This is a genomic window from Microbacterium sp. NPDC058342 (assembly GCF_042723935.1).
GTDB lineage: Bacteria > Actinomycetota > Actinomycetes > Actinomycetales > Microbacteriaceae > Microbacterium.
This window is the reverse complement of record NZ_JBHXID010000001.1, coordinates 615,783-628,356: the sequence shown is the minus strand read 5'-3', so window position 1 is coordinate 628,356 and position 12,574 is coordinate 615,783. Positions and strand designations below refer to the sequence as shown.

13 protein-coding genes are annotated in these 12,574 nt (G+C 68.9%); 6 read left to right on the top strand and 7 right to left on the bottom strand.

The features are described 5' to 3' along the window. Window positions 1-8 precede the first annotated feature (8 nt). From ACFWHT_RS02810 to ACFWHT_RS02795, 4 genes are all read right to left on the bottom strand, one after another. The gene (locus ACFWHT_RS02810; RefSeq protein WP_378825259.1) at window positions 9-767 is read right to left on the bottom strand and encodes an ABC transporter ATP-binding protein; all 759 of its coding nucleotides are present in this window, start codon (window positions 765-767) and stop codon (window positions 9-11) included. Beyond that, complete coding sequence (locus tag ACFWHT_RS02805) at window positions 764-1,816, bottom strand: iron chelate uptake ABC transporter family permease subunit (RefSeq protein WP_378825258.1); 1,053 nt, start codon at window positions 1,814-1,816, stop codon at window positions 764-766. Before ACFWHT_RS02805 ends, ACFWHT_RS02810 begins: the two co-directional genes overlap by 4 nt. Further along, complete coding sequence (locus ACFWHT_RS02800) at window positions 1,806-2,852, bottom strand: ABC transporter permease (protein WP_378825256.1); 1,047 nt, start codon at window positions 2,850-2,852, stop codon at window positions 1,806-1,808. The genes ACFWHT_RS02805 and ACFWHT_RS02800 overlap by 11 nt, the downstream gene beginning before the upstream one ends. A gap of 75 nt (window positions 2,853-2,927) precedes the next feature. Then, window positions 2,928-3,917 carry an ABC transporter substrate-binding protein gene (locus ACFWHT_RS02795; protein ID WP_378825254.1) on the bottom strand — a complete coding sequence of 330 codons (990 nt, stop codon included), beginning with the start codon at window positions 3,915-3,917 and terminating at the stop codon, window positions 2,928-2,930. A 95-nt stretch (window positions 3,918-4,012) separates the two neighbouring features. Here ACFWHT_RS02795 and ACFWHT_RS02790 point away from each other — a divergent pair, with 95 nt between their 5' ends. The 3 genes from ACFWHT_RS02790 (at window position 4,013) to ACFWHT_RS02780 (ending at window position 5,736) form a co-directional block, all read left to right on the top strand. Further along, window positions 4,013-4,780: a siderophore-interacting protein gene (locus tag ACFWHT_RS02790; protein ID WP_378825252.1), complete on the top strand. Its 768-nt coding sequence runs from the start codon at window positions 4,013-4,015 to the stop codon at window positions 4,778-4,780. Window positions 4,781-4,825: 45 nt separating this feature from the next. Next, window positions 4,826-5,242, top strand: coding sequence for a VOC family protein (locus ACFWHT_RS02785; RefSeq protein ID WP_378825250.1), 417 nt, complete (start codon window positions 4,826-4,828; stop codon window positions 5,240-5,242). A gap of 83 nt (window positions 5,243-5,325) precedes the next feature. Next, window positions 5,326-5,736: a VOC family protein gene (locus ACFWHT_RS02780; protein ID WP_378825249.1), complete on the top strand. Its 411-nt coding sequence runs from the start codon at window positions 5,326-5,328 to the stop codon at window positions 5,734-5,736. A 27-nt stretch (window positions 5,737-5,763) separates the two neighbouring features. Here the strand turns inward: ACFWHT_RS02780 and ACFWHT_RS02775 are convergent, their stop codons facing one another. Beyond that, entirely contained in the window at window positions 5,764-6,459 is a 696-nt protein-coding gene (locus ACFWHT_RS02775; RefSeq protein ID WP_378825248.1) for an HAD family hydrolase, read from the bottom strand. A gap of 139 nt (window positions 6,460-6,598) precedes the next feature. Between ACFWHT_RS02775 and ACFWHT_RS02770 the strand changes: the two genes are divergently transcribed. Together ACFWHT_RS02770 and ACFWHT_RS02765 are read left to right on the top strand one after the other, a co-directional pair. Next, complete coding sequence (locus ACFWHT_RS02770) at window positions 6,599-7,006, top strand: VOC family protein (protein WP_378825245.1); 408 nt, start codon at window positions 6,599-6,601, stop codon at window positions 7,004-7,006. Between the two features lie 331 nt (window positions 7,007-7,337). Further along, complete coding sequence (locus ACFWHT_RS02765; protein WP_378825243.1) at window positions 7,338-8,507, top strand: RtcB family protein; 1,170 nt, start codon at window positions 7,338-7,340, stop codon at window positions 8,505-8,507. A 118-nt stretch (window positions 8,508-8,625) separates the two neighbouring features. On the opposite strand, the gene ACFWHT_RS02760 is transcribed toward ACFWHT_RS02765, so the two are convergent. Both ACFWHT_RS02760 and ACFWHT_RS02755 read right to left on the bottom strand, forming a co-directional pair. Beyond that, on the bottom strand, window positions 8,626-10,095 hold the full coding sequence (locus tag ACFWHT_RS02760; protein WP_378825241.1) for an MFS transporter: 1,470 nt from the start codon (window positions 10,093-10,095) through the stop codon (window positions 8,626-8,628). A 39-nt stretch (window positions 10,096-10,134) separates the two neighbouring features. Then, window positions 10,135-11,466 (bottom strand): M20/M25/M40 family metallo-hydrolase, encoded by a 1,332-nt coding sequence (locus tag ACFWHT_RS02755; RefSeq protein ID WP_378825240.1) that lies wholly within the window; start codon window positions 11,464-11,466, stop codon window positions 10,135-10,137. A 91-nt stretch (window positions 11,467-11,557) separates the two neighbouring features. Here ACFWHT_RS02755 and ACFWHT_RS02750 point away from each other — a divergent pair, with 91 nt between their 5' ends. Beyond that, window positions 11,558-12,571, top strand: coding sequence for an FUSC family protein (locus ACFWHT_RS02750; protein WP_378825239.1), 1,014 nt, complete (start codon window positions 11,558-11,560; stop codon window positions 12,569-12,571). Window positions 12,572-12,574 lie beyond the last annotated feature (3 nt).

Genomic DNA, 12,574 nt, shown 5'->3' with positions numbered 1-12,574 from the left:
GGAGCCCGTCACCGGTGGTAGACGGCGAACCTCCCGCTCGGCCCGTCCACCACGGTCACCGGCGTGCGGAAGACCGCCGTGAGGACGTCGTCGCGGATGATCTCGTCGGGGGTGCCGTGCACGGCGATCCGGCCCTCCTCCATCGCGACGATGTAGTCGCTGTACGCCGCGGCGAAGTTGATGTCGTGCAGCACGATGACGATGGTGCGTCCGAGCTCGTCGGCGGCGCGGCGCAGCTGCTGCATCATCTGCACAGAGTGCTGCGCGTCGAGGTTGTTCAGCGGCTCGTCGAGCAGCAGGTACTCGGTGTCCTGGGCGAGGACCATGGCGACGTAGGCGCGCTGGCGCTGCCCGCCCGAGAGCTGATCGAGGAAGCGCTGCTCGAGATCGGTGAGGTTCAGGAAGTCGATGGCCTCGGAGATCTTGTCCTCATCGTGCTGCGTGAGCCGTCCTCCGCTGTACGGGTAACGGCCGAAGCCCACCAGCTGACGCACGGTCAGGCGGGTGACGAAGTGGTTCTCCTGGCGCAGGATCGACACGGTCGTGGCGACCTGCTTCGACGGCGTGCGGTGCACATCGAGACCGCCGATCTCCACCGTTCCGGCATCGGGTGCGATGAGCCGGCCCATCATGGTGAGCACCGTCGACTTGCCGGCGCCGTTGGGGCCCACGAGCGCGACGATGCCTCCCGCGGGCAGGTCGATCGAGACCGGACCGATCTCGACGTCGCTGCTGTAGCGCTTGACGACGTTGGACAGACGGATCACAGGCGTCCCCTTCTCAGAACGACGATGAGGAAGACGAGGCCGCCGACGAGCTCGACGATGATGGTGACCGTGTCGACCATCGGCAGCACGTGCCTCAGCAGGAAGTAGGCGCCGCCGAGGATGACGAAGCCGAGAAGCCATGCCACCGGCAGGATGCGCCGGTGGCTGTACGTGTCGGTGACGGCGTACGCGAGCGTCGCGACGAGGAAGCCCAGGAAGGTCATCGGGCCGACCAGTGACGTGCTCATCGCCATCAGGATCGTGACGAGCGTGAGGACGAGCATGACCTGGCGCCGGTGGTTCACGCCGAGGTTGGTGCTGATCTCGCTGCCCAGCGCGATCGTGTCCAGCCGCCGCGCCAGCAACCAGATCGCGGATGCCGTCGCGAGACAGACCGGGACGACGAACCACAGGTAGTCGGTGTTCGCGTTGCCGACGTTCCCGAACATGCGCGCGCGCAGCACGTCGAACTCGTTCGGGTCGAGCATCCGCTGCAGGAACGTCGAGAGGGCCCCCAGGCCCGTGCCGATGATGATGCCGACCAGCAGCATGACGTGCAGGTTGCCGAGCCTGCCCGAGAACAGCCAGGAGTAGAGAAGCACGGCGAAGACGATCATGCCCGCCGCCTGGAGCAGGAACTGCGCGAAGCCGTCGATCTCGGCGAGCCCGCTGACGCCGAAGAAGAACACCGCGGCGGTCTGGATCAGGATGTACAGCGATTCGAACCCCATGATCGACGGGGTGATGATGCGGTTGTTCGTGGCCGTCTGGAACGAGACGGTCGCGAAGGAGTGGCAGAGGGTGACCAGGGCGATCACGATGAGCGATTCGGAGCGCATCCGCGCGATGCGCCACCACTTGTCGCTGAAGGCCACCTGCTGGTTGTCCCAGGTGAGCACGAGGGCGATCACGGCCGCGGCTGCGATGATCAGCCCGGTGAGGATGAGCAGGTAGCGCCTGCGGTGAGCCCGGCTCGCGTAGGCGCCCGCGCTGCGTCCGCCGGGGGAAGTGGATGCCCGGGCCGGAGCGGTCGAGACGTCAGACAGCACTGCTTCTCCTCGCGCGCAGCAGCAGGAGGATGAACACGACGGATCCGACGGCGCCGAGCACGAGCGACACCGGGACCTCGAAGGGCATGATCACCACGCGGCCGATGAGGTCGCACACGGTGACGATCCAGATGCCCGTGAGGAACACCCAGGGGATGTTGGTGCGCAGGTTGTCGCCGCGGATCATCGAGACGATGTTCGGCACGATCAGACCCAGGAACGGCAGCGCGCCGATCACGACGGTCACGACGCCCGTGACGATGGAGACCAGACCGACGCCGAGGAGGACCACACGCTCGTAGTTCAGACCGGCGTTGGTGGCGACGTCCTTGCCGAGTCCGGCGACGGTGAAGCGATCGGCGACGACGACGACGATGACGGCGACGACCGCGACGATCCACAGCGGCTCGTACCGCCCCGCCTCGATACCCGTGAAGCGACCGGCGAACCAGGCACCGAGGGTCTGCAGCAGGTCGAACTCGAGAGCGATGAAGGTCGAGACGGCGCTGATGACTGCGCCGAACATGATGCCGACGATCGGGACGATCAGGGAGGAGCGCAGGGTGACCCGGCGCAGGAACAGGAAGAAGATCAGCGTCCCGACGAAGGCGAACACGATCGCGACCGCCATGCGCACCATCACCGAGGGCATCGGCATCGCGATGTAGGTGAGCAGCAGCCCGAGCCCGGCCCACTCGGTCGTGCCGACGGTGGTCGGCTCGACGAACCGGTTCTGCGTCATCAGCTGCATGATGAGCCCGGCCATCGCCATGCTCGCACCGGCCAGCACGAGGGCGATCGTGCGCGGAACGCGCGTGATCCAGGTGAACTCGTGACCGCGACCGGCGGTGTCCGTGATGTCGGCGACGCCGGTGAACACCGAGAGGGTGAGCAGGCCCGCGGTGAGCACGATCGCGATCGTCAGGGGAAGAGCCCTGACCAGGCGCGACCGGTGCCGTGCTGTGCGGGATCGCTTGCTCGCGGAGAGCCCGTCGACGTGTGTGATGCGCGTCGCCACTGCATCGGACGATGCCATCGCCGCTCCTTCCTGTGTCGGGAACGCGCGTAGCCACGATCCGTCGGATCGCGGCTACGCGCGGGAGTCAGTGCGTCATGACTGCGCGGCGAACGCCTCGGTCAGCTCCTTGAGCACGGTGGTGTACGCGACGATGTCCTCGGTGAGATAGAAGTCGTCGGGCATCACGTAGATGGCGTCGTCCTTGACCGCGGGAACGTTCTCCAGCGCCGTCGAGCCAGCGATGAGGTCACGCGCGGGCGAGGACTCGCTGTCGGCGAAGGCCGCCTCACGATCGAGGACCAGGAAGAAGTCCGCATCGGACTCGGCGATCGCCTCGATGGAGATGTCGTCGCCCTTGTCGTTCGCCGAGCCTTCGCTCTCGAGCGCCGGAGTCAGGCCGACCAGGCTGAAGAAGATGCTCGATCCGCGTCCGTCCTCGGGGCTGGAGTAGCGGATCTCGTTGCCGCTCGTGACCAGGCCCATCACGGTCGTCTCCGGGTCGTACGCCTTCTTCGCCGCGTCGACGGCCGCGTGGAAGTCGTCGATGACGGCCTGCGCCTCGTCCTCCTTGTCGAAGATCTCGCCGAGCAGGGTGACACTGTCGACGAGGTACTCGTCGGTGCCGAGCTCGTCGTTGGTCATGTCGACGAAGGCCGCGTCCGGCGCCGCCTTCTGCATGTCCTCGGCGTGACCGCTGTAGCGGTAGCCGTTCACGATCAGGTCGGGGTCGGCTTCGACGACCTTCTCGAAGTCGGGCTCGGCGTGGGTGCCCAGATCGAGGATGCCCTCCTCCGCCTTGAGGGGGTTGTTCGGGCTCATCAGAGCACGGGGTGCGGCCGTGAGCTCGACGCCCCAGTCGGAGACCAGCTGGAACAGGCGGTTGTCGGTGACGACGACGCTGTCAGCGCTCTCGATCGTGACCTCGTTGCCCGCCATGTCGGTCACGGTCACGGGATAGTGGTCCTCGGCGGCGGCAGGCTTCTCCTGACCGTCCGCGGTCGCCGGCGCGCTGCTGCAGCCCGCGAGGGCGAGAAGCGCGACGGCGCCGAGCGCGACAGCTGAGGTGAGTCTGGGCATGGACATGGAGAGTCTCCTGTTCTGCGGTGGTCGGTGCGCCGAGGATGCGCTGATGGGGTTAGGCGAGCCTTACCCGCTGCGAATTAGGTTAGCCTTACTTCATGACCGATGTGAAATCCGCCTTCTCGATCGAACGCCGGGGTCTCGACCTGCGGTTCCGCTCCGTGACGCTCGCGGACCGCGAGTGGCTGGCCCCGAACTACGTGCGCGTGCGCCTGGAGGGCGCCGACCTCGCGGGGTTCGACTCCCCCGGCGCCGACGATCACATGCGGCTGTTCTTCGCCGACGGCCCGGCCGAGTCGGTGGAGGAGCTTCGAGCATCGCCCAGCCGGGAGTACACGCCGCTCGCCTGGGGGCAGGACTGGCTCGACGTCGAGTTCGCCGTGCACGGCGATGCGGGAGTGGGCGCACCGTGGGCGGCATCGGCTCCTCTCGGATCCTTCGTCGGCGTCGGCGGTCCGCGCGGGTCGGCGGTGATCACGGGCGACCCGGGCGCCTGGCTGCTCGTCGGCGACGAGACGGCGATCCCCGCGATCCGCCGCTTCGCGGCATCCATCCCGTCCGGCACACCGGCGCGCATCGCGATCGAGGTCGTCTCCAGCGAACACGAGGTCGCCATCGACGCGCCCGTCGCCGTCGAGTGGCTGCACCGCGGCGACGCACCGGCGGGCTCGGCGCTGATCGCCTTCCTCGACGGTCTCGGCGAGGCGGATGCACCGGGAGAGGACCCGTTCTGCTTCATCGCAGCTGAGCAGGCGATCGTCAAGCCGGGGCGCGCGCTGCTGGAGCGCTGGGGCGTCGACACGGCGAAAGCCGTTGTGAAGGGCTATTGGAAGCGCGGTGAGGCGGAGTATCACGCACCGCACTGACGGGCACCCGTGTGGCGGCACCGGGCATCGGTCAGACTGGGTCGCATGGCTCTTCTCGACCACCTCGGCATCTCCGTCCTCGACATCGACCAGGGCAGGCGACAGTTCCATCCGGTGCTGACAGCGCTCGGCTATTCGATGGGCATCGAGGCGCCACACGGGATCTCGTGGGACAACGGCGACGAGACGGAGATCATCATCTTCCAGATCAGGGACGAGGCGGATGCCTCGCCGCACAGCCACGGCGAGGCGGGCTGGCAGCACCTCGCGTTCTCCGCGGAATCGCGCGACGAGGTCGATCGACTGCATCGCATCGCCATCGAGGCCGGGTGGACCGCCGTCCGGGACCCCAAGTCGTATCCGCGCTTCAGCGAGCGCTACTACGCGTCCTTCGTGGAGGACGCCAGCGGCATCCGCCTGGAGTTCGTCCACAACCCGCCGCGTGACGGCGCCGCCGGATGAGAACCTCCTTGCCGATGTCGGTGGCCGGTCGCAGACTGTAGCAAGTCGGCGACGACGCCGGCATCCGATCGGAAGGTGAACCGATGGCTGTGCTCAATCCCTACCTGTCGTTCCGCGACAACGCGCGCGAGGCGATGACGTTCTACCAGTCGGTGCTGGGCGGCAAGCTCGACCTGGTCGAGTTCTCTGCGTTCCCCGACATGCCGCAGGATCCGGCCGACGCCGAAAAGATCATGCATTCCTGGCTCGCCACCGAAGACGGAATGGTGCTCGCCGGTTCTGACACGCCCACCGGCATGGAGTATCGGGAACCTCAGAACATCTCGATCTCCATCAGCGGCGAGGAGGCCCGGATGCAGGCCGTCTGGGATGGTCTCAGCGAAGGCGGCACCGTCACGATGCCTTTCGAGACGCCGCCGTGGGGCGGTCGCTTCGGCACGCTCGTCGACCGTTATGGCATGTCCTGGATGGTCTCGGCGGACGCTGCCGGGTAGTCGCGGCCCCGGCGGCGCCGTCCGGTGTCAGGCGGTGCGCTCGGCCGGCGCGAAGCGGAGCTCGTCCAGGGAGACGGCGTGGTGAACGTGCCCGACCGGCTCCTCCCCGAGCCGGGCCAGGTGGACGGCGTGCAGACCCGCCGCGAGGGCACCCTGAACGTCGGCCTCGATGGAGTCGCCGATCATCACCGCCTCGTCCGCGGCGACACCGAGCCGATCGAGCACGGCCGCGTACGCCCTGGGGTCGGGCTTGCCCGCGGGCAGCTCCGACGAGCAGAGCACGACGTCGATCTCGGAGACCAGAGCGAAGCGCTCGAGCTTGCGGAACTGCTGCGTCTGCTGGCCGTTGGTGAGCAGCGCGACGACCAGGCCCGCCTCGCGCGCACGGCGCAGCACGGGCACAGCGTCGGCGTAGATCTGCCAGCCTGCCTCGTAGCGTGTGAGGTAGGCGCCGAAGATCTCGGTCGCGTCAGCGTCAGAGAAGTCGCGGCCGAGGAACTCGCGCACGCGTTCGCACCTCTGCTGCTCGAAGGTGATCTCTCGAGTCTGATAACGGCGGTAGTGGCGGTGCGCGATCACGTGCCAGCGCTCGGCGACATCGTCGGCGACGATGCCGTGATCGGCGGCGAAGGCGACCGCCGCAGCATCCTGCGCGACCCGCTGATCGATCAGCGTCCCGTCCAGATCGAAGATCGCCGCACGCAGGGGCAGGTGGGCGAGCATCGTCAGCCCTTCCCGCCGGCGCGCAGGTGACGACGGCGCGGGACGACGTGGGGCGGCTCGCAAGCGCGGGTGGGGGCGGCGGCGGTCATGACACCAGTCTGCCCTGCCGGATGTCGGCGGCGTCCGGCACACTGTAAGGATGGCGACCTTGGATCACCTCGGCATCACCGTCGATGACGTTCCCCGGGCATCCGCCCAGTTCGATCCGGTCTTCGCGGCGCTGGGCTACACGCGTGCGTACGACGCAGAGGATCATGCGTACTGGCGGCGGCCCGGTCAGCCGGAGATCCTGCTCTACCCCTCACGCGATGCGGGGACCGGGCCGCACGTGCATGGCCGCGTCGGCTGGCAGCACCTGGCGTTCGCCGTCGACTCTCGCGAGGAGGTCGACCGGCTGCACCGGATCGCGCTGGATGCGGGGTGGGCGGCCGTGCGCGAGCCGAAGGAGTATCCGCGGTTCGCGGAGCGCTACTACGCCACCTTCCTCGAAGACGACAACGGCATCCGCCTCGAGATCATGCACAACCCGCCGCGCGACGCGGGCTGACCGCGTCACGGGATATGGCTGCGCACCGCGTCGAGTGCACTCGGCGGCGCCGGCGAGAGTTGACGGGGACGAGCGAAGACCCCTATGGTTGCAAGGCTGTGCCGAACGGCGCAGCAGCCAGCCGAGGAGACGACGGATGACCGCTCAGCAGCGGAGCCTTCCCACGGTCCTTGCCTTCGAACTGAAGCGCAATGACCGCGACGAGTCGTACCCTCCGGCGCGCGCCGTGTGACAGCATCCGCTGCTCGCATGCCCCGCACCGTCAGGTCCGGGGCATTTCCCTTGAATCCTCCGTGACCTGTGACCGGCACATCACAGAAGGAAAGGAATCATGGAGAGGCTCTCCGCACGGCTGCTGTCGTGGGCGTCACTGATCGACGACAAGACGCTCGATCAGGCGCACACCACCGCACGCATGCCGTTCATCCAGCCGCATCTGGCACTCATGCCGGATGCGCACCTCGGCAAGGGGGCGACGGTCGGCTCGGTCATCCCGACGCTCGGCGCCATCATCCCCGCCGCCGTCGGCGTCGACATCGGCTGCGGCATGATCGCCGTGCGCACGCAGTTCTCGGCATCCGAGTTCGCCCAGCGCGACCTCGCCCCGCTGCGCGAGGCGATCGAGCGCGCCGTCCCGCTCTCGGCAGGACGGTACAACCGCAAGATCGTCGCGACCGCCGAGCCCCGGATCGCGGAACTGGAGAGCCTCGCCGAGAAGGCGGGCTTCGACCCGACTTCGTACGCCGGCAACTGGATGCTGCAGCTGGGCACACTCGGTTCGGGCAACCACTTCATCGAGGTGTCGCTCGACGAGCTCGACCGGGTGTGGCTGTTCCTGCACTCCGGCTCCCGGGGCGTCGGCAACAAGATCGCCGCGCACCACATCTCCGTCGCGCAGCGGCTGGCCAAGCAGTTCTGGATCGACCTTCCCCACCCCGACCTGGCGTATCTGGTGGAGGGCACGCCGGAGTTCACCCGGTACATCCGGGAGCTGCGGTGGGCCCAGCACTTCGCCCTGCTGAACAGGGAGGAGATGATGGACCGGGTCGTGCGCCAGGTGTCGGAGTTCGCTGGCACCCCGGTCGACGAGCAGGAGCGCATCAACTGCCACCACAACTTCACCGAGTCGGAGAAGCACTTCGGCAAGCAGGTGTGGGTGTCCCGGAAGGGCGCCATCCAGGCGGACGTCGGTCGGCCCGGGCTCATCCCCGGATCGATGGGCACCGCGTCTTACGTGGTGGAGGGGCTCGGCAACCCGCTGTCGCTGAACTCGTCACCGCACGGGGCGGGTCGGGAGTACTCCCGGTCGGCGGCGCGGCGCACGTTCACGCACGACCAGCTGCGCGAGGCGATGGCCGGGATCGAGTTCCGTGACACGGACGCCTTCATCGACGAGATCCCGCAGGCGTACAAGCCGATCGATCAGGTGATGGCCGACGCCGCCGACCTGGTGTCGATCCGGCACACGCTGCGCCAGATCGTCAACGTGAAGGGCGACTGACCCGCCCCCGTCGAAGCACGGGACCTCGCCGAGTGCACGGCTTGTTCGCGCGAACAGGCCGTGCACTCGGCAGCATCGGCGCACTCGGCGAAGGGGCAAGCGCCCCGCCCCGCCCCCGTCAGGCGACCGGGACGCCCTGGGCCGTGCGGTCGGTGAACGCCTGCTTCGGCACGAACGCCAGCAGTGCGGCGGCCGCCAGCGCGGTCACGCCGCACACGATCCACACCGTGAGGTAGCCGGTCAGCGAGCCGGCGGTCGCCTCGGAGCCGGTGGCGGTGGCATCCGCCACGCCGTTCAGCAGCGCGATGCCGAAGACGCACGAGGCGATCGCCCCGCCGACCGTCTTGACGGAGTTGGTCAGCCCGGTCGCGACCCCGGTCTGCGTCGAGGGGGCGGCGGATGCTGCCGCGGCGGGCAGCGCGGCCACGAGCGCACCCGACCCCAGGCCGGCGATCACCATGTTCGTCACCACCTGCAGGTAGGTGTCGTGGAATGGGAGGAACAGCAGGAAGCCCACGCCGACGAGCGCCGAAGCACCCATCAGCGTCACCCTCGGCGCGGTCAGACGTGCGATGACGGGAAACAGCAGGGCGCCGGTGATCATCGCGATCAGGTAGATGCCGATGATCAGCGAGGTCGCGAACCCCGTCGTGCCGAGTCCGTAGCCGTACACCGACGGGTCGGTGCGGGCGAACGTCGACAGCGGCGCCTGGGCACCCAGCACACTCACCCCGAACAGCCCTGCGGTGAGGAACACGGGGCCGAGCGCCGGTGAGCGGAACATGCGCACGTCGATCACCGGATCGTCGTGGCGCAGCTCCCAGAGCACGAACGGAACGACGAGCAGGACGCCGAGCACGACGACACCCCACGCCCAGGCGCTCGTCAGTCCGCCCGGAAGGCGCAGCAGGCTGAGCCCGCCGGTGAACGCGATGAGCGCCAGCGAGATGAGGGTGATGCCGACCGTGTCGAGTCGCCCGCCGGTGAGCTCAGGCGACTCCTTCACCCCGAACAGGATCACGAAGAAGCAGACCACGATCAGCACCGCGGGCACGAGCAGCACAACCGTGAGCGGCAGCACGTCGATGAGCGCTCCGCCCGCCAGCGCCCCGAGGATGGCGCCGGTCTCCAGCGCCGCGACGAGCAGGCCCGCGGCGCGCGCGGTGATCACCGACCGGCCCTCCATCGATCGCGAGCGCGACCAGATCAGGGCGATCTCCAGCGGCAGCCACACCACGTAGAAGCCCATCAGCGCCCAGCCGATGAGGAAGACGACGAACGAGTCGGTGAAGGGCAGCACCAGGGCGGCCGCTGCGGTCAGCGCTGTCGAGACGAGCAGCATCCGCTTGTGCCCGATCATGTCGCCGAGCTTGGCGAAGGCCGGGACGACGAGCGCCGAGAGCATCAGCTGGGCGCCTTCGAGCCAGTTCACATCGGCGTCGTGGATTCCCAGATGCCGGGCGATGTCGGTCAGCATCGGCGTGTAGTAGCCCTGCAGCACACCGCTGGTGAACTCGACGAACGCGAGGAAGCCGACCACGGCGGCGAGCGCGCCGAGGGTCACGCGGGTGGTGTCGGTGCGCGTCATCGCGCCTCCTGTTCGGGTGCCTCGAAGGGTCGGGTCAGCTCACTGTAGCCGCTCGATGAGCGCGCGATGGAACCGCTCCCCTCGTTCGAGGGCGTCGACGTCGACGTACTCGTCGACGCCGTGGATGGACGCCCGCTGCGCGGCCGACATCTCCAGCGGGGCGAACCGGTACACGGCGGGCGAGAAGCGGTGGAAGTGCCGGGAGTCGGTCGCCGCCATCATCACGTAAGGGGTGGCGGGGATGCCGGGATGCGAGACGCCCAGCGCGGCGGCGAGCAGTGCCCAGGGCTCTCCGTCGGCTGCGGATTCCGGCGAGGGGTCGCTGCCGTCGAGCACCTCGATCGCGACCGACGGGTCGGCGAGCCGGTCGCGCACCCGAAGCACTGTCCCGTCTATCGTCTCGCCGAGCGCGAGCCGGAGGTTGATCGTGGCGGATGCCTGAGACGGGATGACGTTCGCCGCCGTCCCGCCGGACTGCATGGTCGCCGCGACCGTGGTGCGCACGAGCGCAGCCGGCTCACCACCGAGCCGGGCGAACAGCAGCGCGGTGAGTGCGGGCATCCGGCTCAGCATCCTCAGCCCGAAGCCGGCGGCGCCCGGTGTGCGGGTGGCGAACTGTGCCAGCATCCGCTGCACCGCCTTCGGCGACCGGGCGCGGAACGTGGACGGTCCCAGTCTGCTGACCGCGCGGGCGACGCGGCGCACCGCCGTGAGCGTCGGCGGGGTGGAGGCGTGACCGCCGTCACCGCGCGCCGAGAGCCGCAGCGTCACGATGCCCTTCTCCCCGACGCCGATCATCGCGGCGCCGCCGGGCACGAACGGCAGCGGCGAGTCGACGACGGCACCGCCTTCGTCGACGACCATCCACGGCGTGATGCCGCGCTCGCGGAACGCGTTCGAGATGGCGAGAGCCGCATCACCAAAGGTCTCCTCGTTGCCGCCGATGGAGAGGTACACGTCGCGGGCGGGCGTGAAGCCGGCGGCCAGCAGGTTCTCCACGGCTTCGATGACGACGATCAGCGGCCCCTTGTCGTCGAGCGCGCCGCGGCCGTACACCCGCCCGTCGGCGATGACCCCGTCGAAGGGCGGGTGCGTCCAGGCGTCGGACTCGTCGACCGGCACGACGTCGTAGTGCGCCATGAGCACCACGGGGTCGGATGCCGCATCTCGCCCCTTCCAGTGGAAGAGCAGTCCGAGTTCGGTGTGCTTCTCGAACGTCAGGTGCTCGTGCACGAGCGGGTAGAGCTCGGCGATCAGCCGCTCGAACGCCTCGAAGGGCGCATGACCGCGCTGCTCGAGCTCGGCGGAGACGGTCGGCAGCTGGATCATCCGGGACAGGCGCTCGGCGATGCCGGGGCGGGCGGTGCTCATCCGCTCAGCCTAGTGATCGCTGCCGTGCGAGACGCGGGCCGTCGAGCACTCGACGAGACGGCATGCGCGCGAAACCGGAGAGAATGGAGTCGTGAGCCTGTTCGCCTTCGGTCCCTCTCGCGGCCCTCGTTGGCAGATCGGCTTGCAGGCCGGCGTGGGCATCGCGGCTCCGATCGCGTTGATGACACTCATCGGTCATCCGCTTCTCGGCTACTTCGCGGCCTCCGGCGCGTTCACGGTGCTCTTCGCGGCGTCGTCGCCGGTGGCGGAGCGCGTGCGTGTGCTGCCGATCGTGGCAGGCGCTCTCGTTCTCAGCGCCGCACTCGGCGCCGCAGCGGCGGCGAGTCCCGTGACGGTGACGGTCGGCATCGTCGTCGTCGCGATCGTCAGCGCGACTCTCGCGTTCGGGTTCCGTCTCGGACCTCCGGGGCCCCTGTTCTTCGTGCTCGTGTTCGGCCTCTCCGCGACCGTCGCGTCGTCTGCGCCCGTCCCAGGATGGGTGTACGTCTCGGCGGTCGCGGCGGGCTGCGTGTTCTGCCTGCTCGTCTCGGCCGCGCCGCTGCTTCTCCGACGGATGCGGGCGGTGCGGGCCCGCCCGTTGCGCCGGCTGTTTCCGGGTCCCGCCTGGGACGCGGATGCGAAGTTGCTCATCCTGCGCGTCGCGATCGTGTCGGCGGTCGGCGTGCCGGTCGGCCTCTGGCTGGATCCCGCCCGGATGTATTGGGTCGTCGGCGCCGCGATCGCCGTCGTCGGCGTCGCCACCACTCGCCGCGCGGCCTTCGAGCGCGCCCTGCACCGGCTGCTGGGAACCATCGTGGGTGCGGGAGCGTACGTTCTGCTCGCCGCGCTGCATCCGAGCGGCCTGTGGCTGGCGCTCCTGCTGGGCGTGCTGCAGTTCTCGATCGAGCTCGTCGTCGTGCGCAACTACGCGCTGGCCCTGACGCTCATCACGCCGCTGGTGCTGCTGCTCCTGGGAGCGGCGACCGGCACATCGGGCGATCTCGGCATCGCGCTGGAACGCGTGATCGACACTCTGGCCGGTGCCGCCCTCGGAGCGCTCTCCGGACTCGTGCACCCGCGTGCGCGTGCTGAACCGCGCGCCTGAGCC